Origin of the sequence: Streptomyces sp. NPDC101165, assembly GCF_044768135.1 — a bacterium.
In the GTDB taxonomy this organism is placed as follows: Bacteria; Actinomycetota; Actinomycetes; order Streptomycetales; family Streptomycetaceae; genus Streptomyces.
In genome coordinates, this window is record NZ_JBIWPG010000003.1 from 137661 (window position 1) to 157764 (window position 20104).

Consider the following 20104-nt stretch of genomic DNA (forward strand, 5'->3'; position numbering starts at 1 on the left):
CCGTTCGGCGGCCGCGTGCCGGTCCGGGTGCGTTCCTTCGGCAGCGCTACAGCGGCAACGCGCAGACGGCGACCGGTGAGGCGAACGGCTCGCCCGTCAGCTGTAGTTCGCCGCTCTTGGCGTCCACATGGAACACGCTGACCGTGCCCGAGCGCTGGTTCGCCGCGAACAGCAGCCGGCCGTCCGGCGAGAAGGCGATCTGGCGGGGGAAGTCCCCGGCCACCGCTACCGTGCCGAGCAGCCGCAGCCGGGCGCCGTCCGCCTCGACGGCGTAGCGCGCGATGCTGTTGTGGCCACGGTTGGCGAGGAAGGCGTACGAGCCGTTCGCGGTCACCAGGATCTGCGCCGGGTAGTTGGTTCCGGAGCCCGAGCCCGTGGGCTGCGGGTCGCCGATGGTCAGGCGCCCGGTGGCCGGGTCGTAGGCGCAGACGGCGACGGTGTCGTCCACCTCGTTGGCCAGGTAGGCGTACCGGCCGCCGGGATGGAAGGTCAGATGGCGTGGGCCCGCGCCGGGCCGGGTGTGTGCCTGGGCCGCCTCGGTGAGTGTGCCCTTCGCCGGGTCGAGGCGGTAGGTGTAGACGGTGTCGGTGCCGAGATCGACGGCGAGGACATGACCGCCGTCGGGGCTCGTGATGAACTGGTGTGCGTGCGGGCCCTGTTGGCCCGGGCCGGGTGCCGGGGTGGTGTGCGTGACCAGGTCGGTGCGCTCGCCGAGGCCGCCCGAGGAGTCGATGGGGTGCACGGCGATGCTGCCCGACCCGTAGTCGGCGCTCAGCAGCCAGCGGCCGCCCGGGTGGACGGACAGATGGCAGGGGCCCGCCCCGCCGGTGCTCCGGCTGCCGAGGATCCGCCGGTCGGCGACGCGTACGGCGGTGACCGCGCCGTCCTGGCGCTCGTCGACCGCGTACAGCGTGCGGCCGTCCGGGTGCAGCGCCAGATACGACGGGTCGGGCACTCCGGTGATCGTCCCCGAGCCGGTGATCCGGCCCGACGCCGGGTCGTAGGCGGCCACTCCGATCCCGGTGCCACCGCCCTCGACGGAGGTGTACGTCCCGAGGTAGAGCGGGTGGGGGCGGGGGTCCTTCCGGGGCGGCCGAGCCGCCGGCCGGGGCGCCGGTCCCTTGGCTGCCGCCGGTGCGCTGTCCGCCGGCGGGGCCGCCGGTGAGGGCACCGCCACCACGGCGGCCGTGCCTGCCACCACTCCGACGAACCGGCGCCTGGTCCAGCGTCCCCCAAGCTCTGGGCTTCGCTCGAGCAGGGGGGATTCCCGTCGCGCCGCCCGCGCGTCCCTGCCCATCCCGCACCTCAGGTCATCGGTTGCCCCGCTCGTGACAGCCACCTTGGCGTGGATCCTCCGCCAAAGGCAAGAACGGCAACAGATGTTGCACAGGGTGCAATGCCTGTCGGGCTACCACTCCCCGTCCTCGACCGGCTTGCCCGGCGCGTCCTTCAGCGGTGTCACCTGGCCCGGGTGCGGCTCCTGCCAGGGGTCCAGGTCGTCCCCGAGCCAGTCGCCGACCGGCTTGACGCCCTCCAGGGTCTGCGTGGGGGCGAGGTCCTCGGCATCCTCGTCGTAGTAGTCGAACCAGGGCAGCCCCGCGCTCGTGTAGGCCGCCCGGTCCACCGGTGACGGCGGCGGCGCCTCGCCCGTGATGCGGCGCCACTCCGGGGGCGTGACCAGGTGGACGAACACCCGCCCGGAGGGAGTCCCGGCCCAGTCCGTGAGCGGCCGGTCGTCCTCGTAGACCTCCTGGCGCATCGAGCCGCCGACCCCCAGGCCCATGGCCGCCGCGCGCCGCGGGGGCGCCGCGGGCGGCCCACCGGGAGCGGGCGGGGCGGAGGGAGGTGGCAGGGGCCCGCCGGGTGCGGCGGCGGCCATGGGGAGCGGCGGGCCGTAGCCGCGGAACTTCCCGGCCGCCCGCGCCTGCCGCTCCCGCTCCCGCTCCAGGCGCCGCCACTCACCCAGGGCCTCGTCCGTCAGCGGGAACGACTGCAGCTGTACGCCGCCCCACACCTCCTCGCCGGTGACCTGCCCCTCCACGGTCGCGCCGAGACCGAGCGGTACGGCGACGAACTGGCGGACCGTCCCCTTGCCCGAGTTGATGCCGTCCAGCCAGGGCTGGCGGGGCAGCACCACGTAGTTCTGCGGGTCACGGGAGAGACGGTCGCGCCACGGCTTCCCGGAGACGGCGCACACCTTGCCCACGCCGACCTGGAGGGCGGCCGGCTCCGTCGTACCGGCGAAACTCAGCCACATCGCCTCGCGCAGATACACCGGCAGCATCACGCCACCGCGCGCCCGCCACTCCTCCGGGATCCGGTCGGCGTAGTCGGACACCCGCCTGACCGGGAACTCGCCGAGCCCCGGCGGCAGCGGATGCGTGCCCGTCTCCGGCAGTCGCAGTGTGCGGATGAACCGCACCGCCACCCCGCCGGGCAGCCGCAGTGTGTTCCCGTCGATGCGTACCCCGGTGTCGGCCACAGGCCCGCTCCCTCGCCCTTCGGTGCCGGCCCCGCCCCGGCGCTCCCTCACCGAGAACGCCCGCTGACCCCCGTACGGTTCCGCCACAGCTCCTCCTGGACGCCGAGGCGCTCGCGCAGCCGGTTCATCCTCGGCAGCTTGGCCCGGTGTTCCCGGGACACCCGGTCCAGCTCCTCCAGCAGGCGGCGGGCGCGGTGCTCGGTGTCGAGTTCGTCGATGATCCGGTTCACCTCGGTCAGCACGGCGCCCATCAGGTGCCAGTTCGCCGCGTCCTCGCCGATCTCCTCCCGGAGCAGCTCGGCGAGCCGGTCGCGGGTGGCGGCCGCCGTGGTCAGCTCGGCCGTCAGGCGCGCCTCCGCCGACTCGGCGTTCTCGCTCAGGTGGGTGGTCACCAGCACCGCGAAGCTGACCACGGCGTCGGCGATCTCGGACAGCAGTTGTTCCACGGTCGCCCCGACCCGGGGCGGGAACAGCTCCTCGGAGCCGCGGGTCTTCGCCAGGTCCGTGAAGGTGCGGGCCAGCACCCGCAGCACGACCGTGCAGATCTCCAGCGTGTCCAGTCCGGTGCGCAGCACGACCCGGTGCAGCAGGCCCTCCTTGACGCGCGGATTGAGCCGCAGGCTGTCCTCGGCCTGCCGCAGCGCCGCGTCCACCTGGACGATGTCGTGGTCCAGCCGGCGTGCTTCGTGCAGCCGCTCGGCCGCCTGCTCCCAGGGGGTGCGGCCCGCGGCCTCCTCACCCATCCGCAGCATCAACTGCCGTACCCGGCGTGCCAGACCCTCGATCGACCGGCCCGCCTCGTCCACCCAGACCGGGGGCGGGAGGAGCAGGTTGCAGGCCATGCCGACGACCGCGCCGATCAGCGTCTCCACGATCCGGGCCCAGGCGGTGAAGCCGACGGTGGTGACCCCGAGCACCAGCATGGCGCTGATCGCCACCTCGGCCACGTACTCGTCGACGCGCACCAGGTGCCCGACGGTCAGCGAGGCCACGATCAGCAGCGCGAGGCTCCACCAGGTCAGTCCCACCAGCAGGCTGAAGGCGATGGCGACCAGCACCCCGGCCACCACCGAGTTCACCCGGCGGATGCCGTTGGTGAGCGTGGCGTAGAAGGTGACCTGGACGACCAGCAGGGCGGTCAGGGGTGCGGTCAGCGGTGCCGGCTCGGGGCTCAGGCGCAGCGCGATGACGTAGGCGATCGTGGCCGCGGCGGCCGACCGCAGCGTCTGTACGACCACCGGTTCCCCGCGGCGTCCCACCAGGCGCAGGAGTGGCTCGTTCCACTTGCGTACGTCGTGCATCCCTTGGCCTGTTCCCGTTCCGGAGGTGGGTCGAACGTGATCGGTCGAGGACCGGGTCCGTCCGCAACGACTTCTACATTGATCTCTCCGGCCAGGGGAAGATGTGCGGGAAAACCCGATCGGCCGTGGGTAACCGGAAAACCCGCGCCGACTCCGGGTGGCTCGCCGCGGGCATGCGCTACCGCGAGGGAGCGGCCCGGTTGCGCGGAGGTCGAGGAGGTGCTGCGGCTCACCGGCGGCCGGGGCGCCGACGTCGTCCTGGACACCGTGGGCGGCCGGGCCTTCGGGCGGAGCCTGCGCGAGACGGCGCACGGCGGCCGGGTGGTCTCCCTCGCCGACGTCGCCCTGGAGTCCAGCACCGTCGACACCCGCGACTTCTACCCGAAGAACATCGCGATCCTCGGCTTCCAGCTCACCAACCTGCAGATCCACGGCTGGGATCCGCCTCCCGACCTGCGTGAGCTGGCCGAGCGGGTGGCCGCCGGTGCCTACCGGGTGCCGGTCGAGACCGTGCTGCCCCTGTCCCGGGCGCGCGCCGCGCACGAGCGGCTGGAGAGCCGCGACAACCGGGGCAAGATCGTGCTCACCCCGGGTGGCTGAACCGGGCCGGGGGACGTCGGGCGCGGAGCTTGTCGGCCTCGGGTGGAGAGGGCCCCGGGGCGTCAGACGTAGAGCTTGTCGACGAAGGCGGACAGGTTGCCCTTCGTGCGGGCGATCTGCTCCTCCAGGGTCAGGCTCTCCTCGAACCGGCTCCCGGACTCCGGCACCTTCTTCCCGCGCACATACAGCGAGCACGCCAGGTCCGCGCACATGTACACCCCGACCGAGTTGCCCTCGCGTCCCGCCGCGCCCGCCTTCCGGGCGGTCATCAGCGACACCCCGCCGCCGGGGTGCGTGGTCAGGCACACCGAACACATGCTGCGGTGCAGGAACCCGCGCCGCGAGGCCGGGAAGCGCAGGGCGACACCGACGAGCCCGCCCTCCCGCTCGATGACCAGATAACTGCGGTCGGGCGCCCCCGGATCCCGCCAGCCGAGGAAGTCCAGGTCGTCCCACGGCTGTTCAGCGAGGTCGCGCGGGACCGCCAGGCGCTTGGCGTCGCCCTTGGAGCAGTTGACGAACGAGTTGCGGATGTCCTGCTCGGTGAGGGACTTCATGGGAGGCCTTCCGGGTTCGCTGCCGTGAACCTAGAGGGTCTAGGTTCACGGCTAGCCTAGGCAGCCAGAGGGTGGGTGGGCGAACGGTTTTCCGGGCGGCCGGTGTCACGCCCTACGCGTCCTCGGTGCCCCCCGCCTCCGGCGGCCACACGCCCGGCGCGAGCACCCCCAGGGCATAGGCGCGGGCGACCAGTTCGGTGCGGTTGGCCGCGCCCCAGCGGGCCGACAGGCGGCGCAGGTGATAGGTGACGCCGTCCTTGCTCAGGCCCAGCTCACGCGCCGCCCGGGTCGTGGTGGCACCCCCGGCCAGGAGCGCCAGTACCTGGCCTTCCACCGGGGTGACCGGCGGCGGCTCGGGCTCGCGCTGCGCCTCGCGCTCGCCCAGGACCCGCAGCATCACCAGCAGAGCCGGCGTCTCGTCCACGCTGTCGCTCACCGGGTCCGCCGTCAGTTCGCCGTACCGCTCGGCCCCGCCGGGGGAGCGCCAGCACACCGACACCTGATAGCGCGACCGGTGCCGCAGCCGCAGCGCCTCGGCGATCCGGTCGACCTGCGTGGCCTCCTGCGGCCGGAACAGCTCCAGCACGTCGCCGCCCCGCAGCCGCCCCGGTGTCGTACCGCACTCGGCGGCCATCGCCGGGTTGGCGAGTCTGACCCGGCCGTGCACGTCGCAGACCGCGACCGGTACGGAGACCCGGTCGAAGAGGGTCAACGCACGGTTGCGCCACACCACGGCCTCGCTCCGGCCCAGGTCCATCCGCACCTCCCGACGTCCCGCCCCATCCAAGAGGAACAGCCAGGCCAGCGGCAAACGCGAGGTCGCCGCGCAAGCCCTCGTAGCGACTTTTGACTGCACGATCGTGTAGTCCCGCGGTCCCGGCCGCCGGGTCGCCTCGCGCACGCTGGAGCGCAGTACTCCCCGTACCGCGAAAGGCAGTTGTCGCGCCATGCCCCCCACCGCACTGCACCCCGAGACCGCCGGTACCCTGCCCGGCGTCCCCGTCGTGGACATCACCGCCACCGGGCCCGGCCGTACCCCCATTCAACAGGTCATGGAGCTGATGCGCGCCCACGGTCCGGTGCTGGTGCGCCGGCTGCACGGGCGTGACGTGATGTTCGTCGCCGATGCCGACCTGGTCGCGGACCTGGCCGACGAGGAGCGGTTCGCCAAGCACGTCGGGCCCGCGCTGGAGAACGTGCGCGCCTTCACCGCCGACGGCCTGTTCACCGCCTACAACGACGAGCCCAACTGGGCCAAGGCGCACGACATCCTGATGCCCGCCTTCGCCCTCGGCTCGATGCGGACCTACCACCCGGTGATGCTGAAGGTGGCCCGCCGGCTCATCGACTCCTGGGACCGGGCCGCGCACGGCGGGCAGCCGGTGAACGTCCCCGACGACATGACCCGCATGACCCTCGACACCATCGGACTGGCCGGATTCGGCTACGACTTCGGCTCCTTCGAGCGGGCCGAGCCGCACCCCTTCGTGGAGTCGATGGTGCGCTGCCTGGAGTGGGCCATGACCCGGCTCGCCCGCACCCCGGGCCAGGACCACACGGCGGCCGACGCCGCGTTCCGCGCCGACTCCGACTACCTCGCCCAGGTCGTGGACGACGTCATCGCCTCCCGCACCGGCACCGACCAGGGCGCGGCCGACGACCTCCTCGGGCTGATGCTCAGCGCCCCGCACCCGGCCGACGGCACCACCCTGGACCCGGCCAACATCCGCAACCAGGTCATCACCTTCCTGATCGCCGGGCACGAGACCACCTCCGGCGCGATGTCCTTCGCCCTGTACTACCTCGCCAAGCACCCGACCGCGCTCCGGCTCGTCCAGCGCGAGGCCGACGCGCTGTGGGGCAGCGCCCCGGACCCCGAGCCGACGTACGACGACATCGGCCGCCTCACCTACACCCGCCAGGTCCTCAACGAGGCGCTGCGGCTGTGGCCAACGGCCGCTGCCTTCAGCCGGCACGCCCGCGAGGACACCCTGCTCGGCGGCCGGATCCCGATGCGTGCCGGACAGGCCGTCACCGTGCTCGCCCCGATGCTGCACCGGCAGCCCGTGTGGGGCGACAACCCTGAGCTGTTCGACCCGGAGCGGTTCACCCGCGAGGCGGAGGCGGCCCGGCCGGTGCATGCCTTCAAGCCCTTCGGCACCGGTGAACGTGCCTGCATCGGGCGGCAGTTCGCGTTGCACGAGGCGACCATGCTGCTGGCCATGCTGGTCCACCGCTACCGGCTGCACGACCACGCCGACTACGCGCTCACGGTGAAGGAGACCCTCACCCTCAAGCCCGAGGGCTTCACGCTCACCCTGACCCCGCGCACCGACGCCGATCGCGTCCACGCTCCGCTTCCCGGCGCCGCGGCCGCTCTCGGCGCACCGACTCCGGCCCCGGACACTCTCCCGGCCCGGGTCCGCCCCGGCACGGGCGCCCTCTTCCTGCACGGCAGCAACTACGGCACCTGCCGTGCCTTCGCCGCCCAGCTCGCCGACGAGGCCGCCGCGGTCGGCTGCGCCACCGAGGTCGCCGCCCTGGACGCGTACGCGGACGGCCTGCCCACCGACCGGCCCGTCGTCATCACCGCCGCCTCCTACAACGGCCGCCCCACCGACGACGCCACCGCCTTCACCGCCCGGCTCGACGGCACCCCCGACCTCACCGGCGTGACCTACGCCGTCCTCGGCGTCGGCGACCGCAACTGGGCCGCCACCTACCAGCACGTCCCCACCCGCATCGACGCCCGCCTCGCCGAACTGGGCGCCACCCGGCTGACCGACCGCGCCGCCGCCGACGCCTCCGGCGACCTGAGCGGAACCGTCCGCGACTTCAACGAACAGCTGCGCACCGCCCTGCTCCGGGAGTACGGCGACCCGGACGCCGTCACCGGCACCGAGGAGGAGCCCGCCACGGCGTACGAGGTCCGCACCGTCACCGGCGGCCCGCTGGACGCCGTGGCCGAGCGGCACGGGCTGGTCCCCATGACCGTCACCGAGGCGTACGACCTCACCGCGCCGGGACACCCGCGCACCAAGCGGTTCTTGCGCATCGCCCTGCCCGACGGCGTCGCCTACCGCACCGCCGACCACCTGACCGTGCTCCCCGCCCACGCCCCCGGCCTCGTGGAGCGCGCCGCCGCCGCGCTCGGCGTCGACCTCGACGCCGTCCTGGACGTCCGGGCCACCCGCCCGCGCCGCGACGGCCTCGCCGTGGACCGCCCGCTCACCGCCCGGCACCTGCTCACGCACCACGTCGAGTTGCAGGAGCCGCCGACCGCACGCCAGCTGGCCCTGCTCGCCGAGGCCAACCCCTGCCCGCCCGAGCGCGCCGGCCTCGCGGCTCTGACCGGCGACGATCCGCGCACCCTGGTGGAGATCGCCGAGGACCACCCCGCCCTGCGCGGCGCCCTGGACTGGCCGCACCTCCTCGACCTGCTGACCCCGGTGCGCCCGCGCCACTACTCCATCTCCTCCTCCCCGGCGGCCGACCCGCGCCACGCCGACCTGATGGTCTCCGTGCTGGACGCCCCCGCCCGGTCGGGCAGGGGCCGCTACCGAGGCACCGGCTCCGGGCACCTCGCCGCCCTGCGGCCCGGCGACACCGTGTACGCCCGCGTCCAGCCCTGCCGGGAGGCGTTCCGGACCGACGGCAGCGCACCCGTCGTGATGATCGCCGCGGGTACCGGCCTCGCCCCGTTCCGCGGAACCGTCGCCGACCGCACCGCCGCCCGTGCCGCCGGCGCCGAACTCCCGACGGCCCTGCTCTACTTCGGCTGCGACGCCCCCGACGCCGACTTCCTGCACGCCGGTGAACTCCGCAGCGCCGAGGCCGCCGGTGCCGTCCGCCTCCGTCCGGCCTTCAGCGCCGCCCCCGAGAACGGCGCCCTGTTCGTGCAGCACCGCATCGCCGCCGAGGCCGACGAGGTCTGGGAACTGCTCACCGCAGGAGCCCGGGTCCATGTCTGCGGCGACGGCTCCCGCATGGCACCCGGAGTTCGCGAGGTGTTCCGTACCCTGTACCGGGAACGGACTCCCGGCGCCGACGAGGCGGCGGCCGGACGGTGGCTCGACTCGCTGATGGCCGACGGGCGTTACGTCGAGGACGTGTACGCGGCGGGCTGACCGCCACGGGAAGAGGGGCGCACGATGGGGGAGCCGGAGGAACGGGCCCGGCGGGTCCTGACCGCGGCGGGCATCGACCCCGGCCGGCCGGCCGGAGTGCGTCCGCTGGGCGGCGGCACCTACAACACCGTCGAAGAACTGCGGCTCACCGACGGCACCCGCTGCGTCCTGAAGGCCGCGCCGACGGCACCGGGCCCGCGTTACGAGGCCCGGCTGCTGCACTCCGAGGCGGTGTTCAGCCGCGCGGCCGAAGAGGCCGGCGTCCCCGCACCTCGCACACTCCACGCCGACGACGGCCCCGAGGTACGGCACCTGCTGCAGACCGCCTGCCCCGGCACCCCCTGGGACGACTCCCTATCCGGTGTCGAACGAGCCACTCTGCGCGGGGAGTTGGGGGGCCGGGTCGCGCGTCTGCACCAGGTGACCGGGCCCGGCTTCGGCTACCCGTCCGGTGCCCTCGGCCCGCTCGCCCCCGACTGGCGGACGGCGTTCACCGCGATGTTCGACGCGGTCCTGCACGACGCCCGCCACTACCGGGCCCGGCTGCCCCGCCCCGTCGGCGAGGTGGCCGGTACGGCCCGGGCCGCGTACGACGTCCTGGACGAGGTCACCGTCCCGCGGCCCGTCCACTTCGACCTGTGGCCGGGCAACATCCTCGTCGACCGCACGCCCGACGGCCCCCGCATCGGCGGTCTGATCGACGGCGAGCGCATGTTCTGGGGCGATCCCCTGGCCGACCTCGTCTCCCTCGCCCTGCTGGACGACATCGAGAAGGACGAGGCCTTCCTCGCGGGCTACCGGCAGGGCGGCGGTCACGCCGCGCTCGGGCGCGCGGAACGCCTTCGGCTCGCCCTCTACCGCGCCTACCTCTACCTGATCATGCTGGTCGAGACGGTTCCGCGGGCGGTCGACGAGGGGCACGCCCGCTGGGCCCAGGAGGCCGTCGCCCCGGAGCTCGTCGCCGCGCTGGAGGGGATCAAGGCGGCCGGCGCTTAGCTCAGCACATGAAATAAGGGTTGTCCGAAAGTCGCGTGCAGCCTGTTCCGAGGGGTATGTTGCAGGTCGGGACATGGTTCGAAGGGAGCCACATGGCGGGGCGGAACGGGCGAACGGTACGCGACCTCAGACGGGGCAACCGCACGGCCGTGCTGCAACGGCTGTACTTCGACGGCCCGCTCAGCCGTTTCGAACTGGGCCCGGTCACCGGACTGAGCTCCGGCTCGGTCAGCAACGTGGTCGCGGACCTGGTCGCCGACGGACTGGTCGAAGAGGCGGGCAGCGTCGACTCCGACGGTGGCCGCCCCCGCACCCTGCTGCGCGTCTCCCCGCACAGCGGCCAGATGATCGGCGTCGACGTCGGCGAGACCCGGGTCCGCGTCGAGCTGTTCGACCTGGCCCTCACCGAACTCGCCCGCACCGAGCGCCCGCTCACCCAGCAGGCCTACGACGTCGACGTGATCGTCGGCCACATCCGTGACGGCATCGCCGAGGTCCTGGAGGCCGAGGGGGCCTCGCCCGAGCGGCTGCTCGGCGTCGGCGTCGGCGTCCCCGGCATCGTCGAGCACACGACGGACCTGGGTGCCGTCGTGCACGGACAGACCATCGGCTGGGACGCGGTCCCGCTGGAGCGGCTGCTCCGCTCGACCTCCCGACTGCCGGACACCGTGCGGTACTTCATCGACAACGGCGCCAAGACCCTGGGTCAGGCCGAGATGTGGTTCGGCGGCGGGCGCGGGGCCCGCAACGCGGTGGTCGTGCTCTTCGGTTCCGGCGTCGGCGCCTGCCTGGTCACCCCCGAGGTGGAGCACGGGCGGGCCGTCGAATGGGGGCATCTGACCGTGCGGGTCCGGGGGCGCCGCTGTCGGTGCGGTGCGCCAGGCTGCCTGGAGGCCTACGCCGGTGCCGAGTCGCTGCTCGCCCGCTGGCGCGAGGAGGGCGGACGGCCGCCCGAGGGCGCCGACGAGGAGACCGCGCTCACCGCGATGCTCGCCGCCGCCTACCCGACCGAGGACAGGGACCCCGACCCGGTCGCGCTCGCGGTCCTGGAGGAGACCGCCGAGTATCTGGGTGCCGGCCTGTCCGACCTGATCAACCTCTTCCAGCCCGAGCGGATCCTCATCGGCGGCTGGGCCGGACTCCAGCTCGGCACCCGGTTCCTGCCCGCCGTACGCCGCCACGCGTCGACGTACGCCCTGCGGTACCCGGCCGACAAGGTCAGCATCGACCTCGGCAGGCTCGGACCCGACGCGGTCACCGTCGGCGCGGCGATCCTGCCCCTGGCCGACTTCTTCGCGCGCGGCGGCCGTCGCGCCGAACGGGCGACCGAGGACCGGCACCCCGCCTGGCGGGCCGCACTGGAGGAGCGGACACCGCGCTGACCGGCGTGACACACCTCACGGACCCCGGCTGGAACAGCGCAAGATGGTTGCCCGTTGAACCACCCGTGGGTGCGGACGGGACAGTGTCCCCGGGCCTCACCATCCGCCCACAGGGACGATCGTTCGGCTGAAGCCCTGTGGTGCCCTTCGCCGAGAGGCGACCGCCGTCCGTGCCCACCACCTGACTGCCCCGGCCGTGAATCCCCCGTCACGGTCGGGGCCTTCTCATGACGCCGGGGCGGGCGTACGGCCCTCCCGCGTCCAGGCCAGCAGCTCCTCGGCCGGCCAGGTCGTCACCACCCGTTCGGCGGGCACCCCGCACTCCTCGGCCCGGGCACAGCCGAGGATCTGCCAGTCCAGCTGGCCCGGCGCATGCGCGTCGGTGTCGATCGAGAACAGCACCCCGGCCGCCACGGCCCGGCGCAGCAGCCGCCGCGGCGGGTCCAGCCGCTCGGGACGGCTGTTGATCTCCACGGCCGTCCCCGATTCGGCGCAGGCGGCGAACACCTCGTCCGCGTCGAACTCCGACTCCGGCCGGCCACGGCCCGTGACCAGGCGTCCCGTGCAGTGGCCGAGGATGTCCGCGTGCGGATCGCGTACGGCCTTCACCATGCGGCGGGTCATCGAGCGGGCGTCCATGCGCAGCTTGGAGTGCACGGACACCACCACGACGTCCAGCCGCTCCAGCAGCTCGGGCTTCTGGTCCAGCGAGCCGTCCTCCAGGATGTCGCACTCGATGCCCGTGAGCAGCCGGAACGGCGCCCACCGCGTGTTCAGCTCCGCCACCACCTCCAGCTGCTCGCGCAGCCGCTCCGGACTGAGGCCCCGGGCCACGGTCAGCCGGGGGGAGTGATCGGTCAGGGCCGTCCACTCGTGGCCCAGCCGGGCCGCCGCACGCCCCATCTCCTCGATCGGGCTGCCGCCGTCCGACCAGTCCGAGTGTGTGTGGCAGTCGCCGCGCAGCAGCGCCCGCAGCTCGGTGCCGCCCTCGGCGGTGAGCGGCCCGCCGCTCTCCTCCTCCACCGTGCGCAGATAGCCGGGCACCTCCCCGGCCAGGGCCTCCCGCACCACCTGCGCGGTCTTCGGGCCGACCCCCTTCAGCGACTCCAGCGTCCCGGCCGCCGCACGCCCGGCGACCTCGTCCTCGGGCAGCGCGGACAGCACCCGGGCGGCGGTCCGGAAGGCCCGCACCCGGTAGGTGGGCGCCATCGACCGCTCCAGCAGGAAGGCGATCCGGTCGAGGGCCGCGACGGGATCCATGGTCACCTCCAGCGCGCGATGCCCCTCCAGGGTTCCCCGGCCGGACCCACCCCGCACGCCCGCCGGCACGCGCCCCGAAGGGCCGTGGCGCCTGGACGGCTGCGCGGACGAGTCGTCGGCCCCGGTTGCGTTCTACGCTCTATTGCATGACCGAACAAGCAGTGCCCTACATCTCCCACCCGCGGGTCCTGGTGCACGGCGTGTGCCCGGGCAAGCCGGGGGAGCCGCCCTTCCGGGTGGTGGAGATCGACGGTGAGGTGGTCGGCCGGGCCAGGACCGCGACCGACGTGCTGGAGGTCGCCGCCACCCACGGCATCACGATCCACGACCTGAACGACCCGGACGCGGTCCGCTGGGTGGGCGGCGGCCAGTACCACTGGACACCCATCTGATCCGGAGACGGCTCAGCCGACCGTCCACTTCTGGTTGCCGCCCCCGGTGCACGTCCAGATCTGCAGCCGGGTGCCGTTGGCCGAGTTGTTCCCGGTCACGTCGAGGCACTTGTTCGCCTGCGGACTGACGATGTCGTGCGCCGCCGAGACGGCCCACTTCTGGTTGGGGCCGCCCGTGCAGTCCCACAGCTGGACGGTCGAGCCGTCCGCCGTAGCGTTGCCGGTGACGTCCAGGCACTTCCCGAGCGCCCGGATCGTGCCGTCCGAGCCGACCGTCCACTGCTGGGCGCCCGTGCCGTTGCAGTCGTAGAGCTGGACCGGGGTGCCGTTGGCGGAGTTCGCGCCGGCCACGTCCACGCACTTGCCCGCCAGTCCCCGGATCGGGACACCGGCCGCGCTGTCGCTCGTCGTCACCGACACCGAGTCGACCACCAGCTGCTGCGGGAACTGCGTGGAGCCGTCCGGGTCGCCCGGCCAGTAGCCGCCGACCGCCAGGTTCAGGATCAGGAAGAACGGCTTGTTGAACACCCAGGTCTTCCCGCCGAGGTCGGTGGGCGTGCGCCGCTGGTAGACGTTCCCGTCCACGGACCAGGTGATCGAGTCGGGCGCCCAGTCGACGGCGAAGGTGTGGAAGGCGTCCGCGAAGGCCTGCCCGTTCGGCAGGGTGTAGCCGGCGCCGATGCCGCCCGATCCGGAGTAGCCCGGGCCGTGGATGGTGCCGTGCACGGTCGAGGGCTCGAAGCCGACGTTCTCCATCACGTCGATCTCACCCGAGTCCGGCCAGTTCACCGGCGTGCCGAGCATCCAGAACGCGGGCCACATGCCCTGCCCACGCGGGATCTTCATCCGGGCCTCGACATGGCCGTACTGCGCGTTGAACTTCCCGGCGGTGTTCATCCGCGCCGAGGTGTACTGGCAACTCCCGTACCAGCACTGGTAGCCCGCCGGGTTCTCCTTGCGAGCCGTGATCACCAGATGCCCCTGGCCGTCCAGGGCCGCGTTCCTGGTACCGGACGTGTAGTACTGCCGCTCGTGGTTGTTGACGTTGTCGCCCGTCTCCAGCGTCCACTTCGAGGAGTCGACCGCGGCGCCCGCGGGCCCGTCGAAGCTGTCGGAGAAGGTGGTCACGGCCGCGGCCGCCGGGGCCGCGGTCTGCGCCCGGGCCGGGCCGACGGCGGCCGAGCCGACGAGCGCGGCGGACAGGGCGGCGAACAGGCATCTGCGGAGCAGGCGTGGGGAGGCCATGACTCTCCGTTCACGTGGGGGGTGAGATGACTCTTGATTTAAGGAGTGAAGTAAGAGGGCGTCAATACCTTGGTACGGACCTCTCGTCGGCGATCGCTCGGCCGACGGGCCCAGTCAACTTCCCCGTGCCGTAGGGCGGTTGCGCAGGACGAGGTCACCCGGGCCGGATCGGACGTCCGCCCGCCGTTTCGGCACCCGCTCCCGGGGCACCCGCTCCCGAGCCCGCGTGCCGCCGCCGATGACGGGCGCGGCGGTGCTTGGATGCCCCGAGCGGCGCATCGGACAAAGGTGCACAGAGCCCTGCGGAGCGGACCGAGGAGGAGACGGATGACCCGGCGTACGGCCTTCCTCGTCCTGGGGGAACTCCTCGCCTGGTGGGCCGGACTGGCCCTGCTGTGGCTGGTGTTCATCAGCTCGGTCGACACCCTGGAGCGGATCGTCGGCGCGAGCGCCGCCGCCGTGGGGGCGCTGCTGGCCCGGGCCGGACGGCGGGCGGTGACCTGGCGGTGAACGGCTGGCTCCTGGCGGCGACCGTCGAACTCGGCGGGGCAGGGGCGGCGGCCCTGTGGGGGGCGGCCACCGGTCCGCTGCCCCGCCGGGTCATGGCCCAGAACCTGGCCACCTCCGCGGTCTGCCCGGCCCTGCTGCTGCTCGCCCAGGGCTACGGCCGCCCCTCCTACGTCGACCTGGCCCTGCTGATCGCCCTGCTGGGCCCGGTCGGCACCCTTGTCTTCGCCCGTCTGCTCGCCGACGACCTGGCGGCCGAGCCGCCGCGCGCCTGGGCTCTGACCTGGGCCGCCGTGGGCCTGGCCACGACGGTCGTGGTGGCGGTGTGCGTGGCCACCGGCCCGAGCCGGGCGATGGTGAAACTGCTGGTGATCGGAGCCCTGCTGATCGGCGGCAACGTCATCGCGTCCCGGGCGCTGGCGGGTGGCTTCCGGGCGGTGGGCGGTGCCTGACGCGGGAGCGGTGCGGGGTGGGAGCGAGGTGCGGCATGACTGATGCCGTGATCGTCGTGGCCCTGCTGCTCGTGGCCGCCTCCGCCACCGCCGCCGTGGCCCAGCGCGAACCGGCCCGGCAGGCCCTGGTGCTGTCCGTGCTCGGCGTCGTCCTGGCCGTTCTGTTCACCGCGCTCCAGGCCCCGGACGTCGCCCTGTCGCAGCTGGCCGTGGGCTCCGCGCTCACCCCGCTGCTGATGATGCTGTCGGTGCGCAAGGTCAGACGGCGGGGCCGCACGAAGGACCGCGCGCGATGACCCGGCGGCTGCGGCTGTGGCTGCTCGCCGTGGGCGGCGCGGGGGTGGCCGCCCTGCTGGTCGCCGCCGGCCTCGACCTGCCCGCCTTCGGCGGCCCGTGGCACCCGTACGGCGAGCGGGCCGTCCGCGCCTCCCTCGCCCGGCACACCGCCAACACGATCGCCTCCGTCAACTTCGACCAGCGCGCCTACGACACCCTCGGCGAGACGAGCATCCTGTTCGCCGCCGTCCTGGGCTGCCTGGTGCTCCTGCGCGAGGCCCGTGACGAGCAGCGGGCGCAGCCGCAGCCCGCCGAAGTGGCCCGGCCCGTCCGCCGCTACGCACTGATCGTGCTGCCCGTCGCCCTCCTCGCCGGCCTCTACGTCGTCGCCCACGGCCAGCTCAGCCCCGGCGGCGGCTTCCAGGGCGGGGTCGTCGCCGCGACCGCCCTGCACCTGCTGTACCTCGGCTCCGACTACCGCGCCCTGGAACGTGTCCGCCCCCTCGGCGTGTTCGACGTCTGCGACGCGCTCGCCGTCTCCGCCTACGCCGTCCTGGGCCTCGCCGGCCTCCTCGCGGGCACCGCGTTCCTGGCCAACACGCTGCTGCCGTACGGCACCTTCAACACGCTGTCCTCCGGCGGCACCGTCCCCCTGCTGAACGCGGCCGTCGGCATGGAGGTGGCCTGCGCGGTAGTCCTCCTGCTCGCGAGTTTCCTGGACCAGGCCGTCGAGATCGAGGAGGAACACGGGAGTTGAGAACGCCGTGATGCACGTCCTTCCCTACCTGATCGCCGCCTACGTCTTCCTGACCGGCTGCTACGGCCTCGCCACCAGCCGCAACCTGATCCACACCGTGGGCTGCCTGGCCGTGTGCCAGTCGTCCACGTACGTCCTGCTGCTGGCCGTCGGCTACCGCGACGGGGCGACCGCGCCGGTCTTCTCCGACATCGAGCCGGGGTCCCGGCCGGTCGTCGACCCGGTCGTGCAGGCGCTCACCCTCACCGACATCGTGGTCGGCGCCACCGTCACCGCGCTGCTGCTCGCCCTCGTCCTGCAGGTCGCCAAGCGGCACGGCACCCTCGACCCGGACGAGCTGAGAGAGCTGCGCGGCTGATGCACCACCTGCTTCCGCTGCTCTTCGCGGTGCCGCTGCTCGGGGCCGCTCTGCTGGTGGCCACGGGCCTCCGGCTGTCCCGGGTCGTGGCCGAGACCACCGGGTGCGTCGTCTCCGGCGCCACGGCCGCCCTCGCGCTCGTGCTGCTCCTCAACTCCTCGCCGCCGCTGGTGGAATGGGTCGGCGGCTGGCGGCCCGTCGACGGGGAGAGCGTCGGCATCGTGCTGGTCGGGGACGGTCCGGCGCTGGGCATGGCCGCGCTGGCCTCGCTGCTCACCCTGTCGGCGCTGGTGTACTCCTGGCGCTACTTCGACGAGCCGCCGCGCGGCCACGCCGGTTCCTTCCCCGCGCTGATGCTGGTCTTCCAGGGTGCGATGTGCGGCTTCGCGCTCGCCGGCGACCTGTTCAACGCGTTCGTGTTCTTCGAGCTGATGAGCGTCGTCGCCTACGCGCTGACCGGCTACCGGATCGACGAGGCGAAGGCCGTGCAGGGCGCGCTGACCTTCGGAGTCGTCAACTCCCTCGGCGCGTACGCGATGCTGTCGGGCATCGGCCTGCTGTACGCCCGCACCGGTGAACTGGCCATGGCGAAGATCGGACGCGGCCTGGACACCGCGGCCACGCAGGGCGGGCCGGACGCCCTCGTCCTCGCCGCGTTCGTGCTGGTCATGACAGGGTTGCTGGTGAAGGCGGCCGCCGTGCCGTTCCACTTCTGGCTTCCCGATGCGCACGCGGTCGCCCCCACCCCGGTGTGCATGCTGCTGTCCGGCGTCATGGTCGAACTCGGCTCCTACGGCGTCTGGCGCGTGTACGGCACCGTCTTCGCCGGACCCGGCGGCATCCCCGCCGCCGACCTGACCCGGGCCCTGGTGACCCTGGGCGTGCTCACCGCCGCGGTCGGCGCCGTCATGTGCTGGTACCAGCGGCACATCAAACGGCTGCTCGCCTACTCCACGGTCGCGCACACCGGCCTGTTCCTCGTCGGCCTCGGTGTGCTCACCCCCGAGGGGGACGACGGGGTCGCCCTGTACCTCGTCGGGCACGCCGGGGTGAAGGCCGCGCTGTTCGCCTGCACCGGTGCGCTCCTGAACCGGTTCGGCAGTGTCGACGAGCACGCCCTGCACGGCAGGGCGCGCGGGATGCGCGCGTTCGCGGTGATGTTCGCGATCGGCGGGCTTGCCCTCGCGGGCCTTCCGCCGTTCGGGACGGCCCTCGGCAAGGCGATCACCGAGGAGACGGCCGGCGGCCCGCTCACCGCGGTGTACGTGCTCGCCTCCGCGGTGACCGCGGGCGCGGTGCTGCGGGTCACCGCCCGGGTGTTCCTGGGGCTCGGGCCGCGCCCGGAGGACGCCGCGTACGAGACCAGCGGGTCCGGGGAGCAGCCCGAGACCGGCAGGCGACTGACCCGCATCCCGGACTCGATGACCGCGGTGCCCGCCGTGCTGCTCGCCGCCGCCTTCGCCGTCGGCGTGGCCCCCGGCCTCGCCGCACTGGTGGCCCGCTCGGTCAACGAGGCCGGGTCGGGCGGCGCCCACGCCTCCGTCCACTGGACAGCGCACGGCATCCTGCTGGGCCTGGCCTCCGCCCTGCTGGCCGTGGGCCTCGCCGCCCTCGCCGTGGCCCGCCCGCGCTGGGTGGCCACCCCGGACCGGGCGCTGCCCCTGCGCCGCCTGCAGTCGGGCCACATCGGCGACTACGTGGCCTGGCTCCTGGTCGGCGCCACCGTGCTGGGCGCGCTGACCCTGCCCGGGGTGCTGGGCGGCTGACCGTCCGGTGCCTCGCTTCCTCGACCGCCAGTAGCATGATCGACGCAGCCCGTGCTGATCATGCGAGGAGCGGATCGTGCGAGACATCGCCGTCTTCAGTGGCAGTGCCCATCCCGAACTGGCTCAGGAGGTCTGCGCCCACCTGGGCGTGCCGCTCAGCCCGATCCGGGTCAGCCGGTTCGCCAACGACTGTCTGGAGGTGCAGCTTCAGGCCAACTGCCGGGAACGGGACGTCTTCCTGATCCAGCCGCTGGTCAGACCCGTCCAGGAGCACCTGGTGGAGCTGCTGCTGATGTGCGACGCGGCCCGGGGTGCCTCGGCCGGCCGGATCACCGTCGTCATGCCCCACTACTCCTACGCCCGCTCCGACAAGAAGGACGCGCCCCGCATCTCCCTCGGCGGACGGCTGGTCGCCGACCTGCTGGTGGCGGCGGGGGCGAGCCGGGTCCTCGCCATGACCCTGCACGCACCGCAGGTGCACGGCTTCTTCTCGGTGCCGGTGGACCACCTGCACGCGCTGCGTGAACTGGCCGCGCACTTCCGGCAGTACGACCTCTCGCGCACCACGGTCGTCTCCCCGGACCTCGGCAACGCCAAGGAGGCCGCCGCCTTCGCCCGGCTGATCGGCGCCCAGGTGGCGGCCGGGGCCAAGCAGCGATTCGCGGACGACCGGGTGAGCATCAGCTCCGTGATCGGGGATGTGGCCGACCGGGACGTCATCGTCCTGGACGACGAGATCGCCAAGGGCAGCACCGTCATCGAACTGCTGCAGAAACTACGGGAGTTGGGGCCGCGCTCGATCCGGGTGGCCTGCACGCACGGTCTGTTCGCGGCCGGTGCGCTCAAGCGGCTGAGCGAGCAGCCCGACGTGCTGGAGATCGTGTGCACCAACACCGTCCCGGTGCCCCTGGACGAGCACACGGACAAGCTGCGCATCCTGTCCATCGGTCCCGCGCTCGCCGAGGCCGTACGCCGCATTCACAACGGTGAGTCCGTGAGCGCCCTCTTCGAGGAGCCGAGAGGCGCCTAGGCGGACCGCGGCCGTCGTCACAGCGAGCCCGAGGCGGCCTCGGGCTGTTCCAGGGCCGCCTCCGGCGTCGCCTGCGGCGGCAGCAGCCGGGACAGTCCGGTGACCCGGAAGACGCGCAGGGTCAGCGGGTGGGTGCACACCAGGTGCAGCCGCCCGCCCCGCTCCAGCACCCGGCTGCGGGCCCGGTAGAGCAGGCGCAGCCCGGAGCAGTCGAAGAACTCCACGGACCGCAGGTCGATCACGATCCGGACCCCGGACCGGTCGGTGATCCGGTCCAGGGCGGGAGCGATCTCCGTCGCCGCCGCGATGTCGATCTCGCCGCGGAACTCCACCACCGTGTGCCCGCGGTCCTCGCGTATGCGCAGATGCCGAGTGAGCGGCGTGGGCCCCTCCTGCACGACGGCATCACCTCCCACGCGCGCCTGGAAATCCGTCTCTCGACCGTCAAGTTACCCTCGACAGAAGGAATTTGAGCATGTTCGATTGACATATGTCTTCGAGTTTGGCGCTGCGTGTCGTTCTGTGATCTGGACGGCAGGGTTCCAGGGTGGCTGGGACAGCGTGTGCCGACGCCTTCGAGAGCGCCCGCCGGATCGTCCGGCAGGTTGCCCGCCGA

At 73.2% G+C, this 20104-nt stretch carries 20 protein-coding genes; 12 read left to right on the forward strand and 8 right to left on the reverse strand.

Annotated features, from left to right (window positions below):
* Positions 1-46: 46 nt before the first annotated feature.
* The 3 genes from ACIRVH_RS07265 to ACIRVH_RS07275 all read right to left on the reverse strand — a co-directional run bounded on the left by ACIRVH_RS07265 (position 47) and on the right by ACIRVH_RS07275 (position 3783).
* A complete protein-coding gene (locus tag ACIRVH_RS07265) occupies positions 47-1198 on the reverse strand; it encodes a lactonase family protein (RefSeq protein WP_403949071.1) in 1152 nt (383 codons plus the stop codon).
* A 210-nt stretch (positions 1199-1408) separates the two neighbouring features.
* A complete protein-coding gene (locus ACIRVH_RS07270; protein ID WP_403949074.1) occupies positions 1409-2482 on the reverse strand; it encodes a hypothetical protein in 1074 nt (357 codons plus the stop codon).
* Positions 2483-2529: 47 nt separating this feature from the next.
* Entirely contained in the window at positions 2530-3783 is a 1254-nt protein-coding gene (locus tag ACIRVH_RS07275; protein ID WP_403949077.1) for an aromatic acid exporter family protein, read from the reverse strand.
* Between the two features lie 219 nt (positions 3784-4002).
* Here ACIRVH_RS07275 and ACIRVH_RS07280 point away from each other — a divergent pair, with 219 nt between their 5' ends.
* Positions 4003-4383, forward strand: coding sequence for a zinc-binding dehydrogenase (locus tag ACIRVH_RS07280; RefSeq protein ID WP_403949080.1), 381 nt, complete (start codon positions 4003-4005; stop codon positions 4381-4383).
* 62 nt (positions 4384-4445) lie between these two features.
* Here ACIRVH_RS07280 and ACIRVH_RS07285 read toward each other — a convergent pair whose 3' ends face one another.
* Together ACIRVH_RS07285 and ACIRVH_RS07290 are read right to left on the reverse strand one after the other, a co-directional pair.
* Positions 4446-4940: an FBP domain-containing protein gene (locus ACIRVH_RS07285; RefSeq protein WP_403949083.1), complete on the reverse strand. Its 495-nt coding sequence runs from the start codon at positions 4938-4940 to the stop codon at positions 4446-4448.
* 112 nt (positions 4941-5052) lie between these two features.
* On the reverse strand, positions 5053-5697 hold the full coding sequence (locus tag ACIRVH_RS07290) for a PAS domain-containing protein (RefSeq protein ID WP_403949085.1): 645 nt from the start codon (positions 5695-5697) through the stop codon (positions 5053-5055).
* 190 nt (positions 5698-5887) lie between these two features.
* Between ACIRVH_RS07290 and ACIRVH_RS07295 the strand changes: the two genes are divergently transcribed.
* From ACIRVH_RS07295 to ACIRVH_RS07305, 3 genes are all read left to right on the forward strand, one after another.
* Positions 5888-9067 (forward strand): cytochrome P450, encoded by a 3180-nt coding sequence (locus tag ACIRVH_RS07295; RefSeq protein ID WP_403949088.1) that lies wholly within the window; start codon positions 5888-5890, stop codon positions 9065-9067.
* A gap of 24 nt (positions 9068-9091) precedes the next feature.
* Positions 9092-10063, forward strand: coding sequence for a phosphotransferase family protein (locus tag ACIRVH_RS07300; protein ID WP_403949090.1), 972 nt, complete (start codon positions 9092-9094; stop codon positions 10061-10063).
* Between the two features lie 92 nt (positions 10064-10155).
* Complete coding sequence (locus ACIRVH_RS07305) at positions 10156-11445, forward strand: ROK family protein (protein ID WP_403949092.1); 1290 nt, start codon at positions 10156-10158, stop codon at positions 11443-11445.
* A gap of 225 nt (positions 11446-11670) precedes the next feature.
* Here ACIRVH_RS07305 and ACIRVH_RS07310 read toward each other — a convergent pair whose 3' ends face one another.
* Positions 11671-12705 (reverse strand): PHP domain-containing protein, encoded by a 1035-nt coding sequence (locus ACIRVH_RS07310; RefSeq protein WP_403949094.1) that lies wholly within the window; start codon positions 12703-12705, stop codon positions 11671-11673.
* 146 nt (positions 12706-12851) lie between these two features.
* On the opposite strand from ACIRVH_RS07310, the gene ACIRVH_RS07315 reads away from it, so the two are divergent.
* Positions 12852-13097 (forward strand): hypothetical protein, encoded by a 246-nt coding sequence (locus ACIRVH_RS07315; protein WP_403949097.1) that lies wholly within the window; start codon positions 12852-12854, stop codon positions 13095-13097.
* Between the two features lie 12 nt (positions 13098-13109).
* On the opposite strand, the gene ACIRVH_RS07320 is transcribed toward ACIRVH_RS07315, so the two are convergent.
* On the reverse strand, positions 13110-14342 hold the full coding sequence (locus ACIRVH_RS07320; RefSeq protein WP_403949099.1) for a lectin: 1233 nt from the start codon (positions 14340-14342) through the stop codon (positions 13110-13112).
* Between the two features lie 327 nt (positions 14343-14669).
* Between ACIRVH_RS07320 and ACIRVH_RS07325 the strand changes: the two genes are divergently transcribed.
* The 7 genes from ACIRVH_RS07325 to ACIRVH_RS07355 all read left to right on the forward strand — a co-directional run bounded on the left by ACIRVH_RS07325 (position 14670) and on the right by ACIRVH_RS07355 (position 19488).
* On the forward strand, positions 14670-14852 hold the full coding sequence (locus ACIRVH_RS07325; RefSeq protein WP_390852389.1) for a hypothetical protein: 183 nt from the start codon (positions 14670-14672) through the stop codon (positions 14850-14852).
* Complete coding sequence (locus ACIRVH_RS07330; protein ID WP_403949101.1) at positions 14849-15301, forward strand: MrpF/PhaF family protein; 453 nt, start codon at positions 14849-14851, stop codon at positions 15299-15301. The genes ACIRVH_RS07325 and ACIRVH_RS07330 overlap by 4 nt, the downstream gene beginning before the upstream one ends.
* Positions 15302-15336: 35 nt before the next feature.
* Positions 15337-15597 (forward strand): Na(+)/H(+) antiporter subunit B, encoded by a 261-nt coding sequence (locus ACIRVH_RS07335; RefSeq protein WP_403949104.1) that lies wholly within the window; start codon positions 15337-15339, stop codon positions 15595-15597.
* Positions 15594-16334, forward strand: coding sequence for an MnhB domain-containing protein (locus ACIRVH_RS07340; protein WP_403949108.1), 741 nt, complete (start codon positions 15594-15596; stop codon positions 16332-16334). The genes ACIRVH_RS07335 and ACIRVH_RS07340 overlap by 4 nt, the downstream gene beginning before the upstream one ends.
* A gap of 10 nt (positions 16335-16344) precedes the next feature.
* A complete protein-coding gene (locus ACIRVH_RS07345; protein WP_403949111.1) occupies positions 16345-16692 on the forward strand; it encodes a sodium:proton antiporter in 348 nt (115 codons plus the stop codon).
* Positions 16692-18458 (forward strand): complex I subunit 5 family protein, encoded by a 1767-nt coding sequence (locus ACIRVH_RS07350; RefSeq protein ID WP_403949114.1) that lies wholly within the window; start codon positions 16692-16694, stop codon positions 18456-18458. Before ACIRVH_RS07345 ends, ACIRVH_RS07350 begins: the two co-directional genes overlap by 1 nt.
* A gap of 76 nt (positions 18459-18534) precedes the next feature.
* Positions 18535-19488 carry a ribose-phosphate diphosphokinase gene (locus ACIRVH_RS07355; RefSeq protein ID WP_403949116.1) on the forward strand — a complete coding sequence of 318 codons (954 nt, stop codon included), beginning with the start codon at positions 18535-18537 and terminating at the stop codon, positions 19486-19488.
* Positions 19489-19505: 17 nt separating this feature from the next.
* Here ACIRVH_RS07355 and ACIRVH_RS07360 read toward each other — a convergent pair whose 3' ends face one another.
* Positions 19506-19886, reverse strand: a complete 381-nt coding sequence (locus tag ACIRVH_RS07360) for an anti-sigma factor antagonist (protein ID WP_403949118.1) — start codon at positions 19884-19886, stop codon at positions 19506-19508.
* Between the last annotated feature and the right edge of the window lie 218 nt (positions 19887-20104).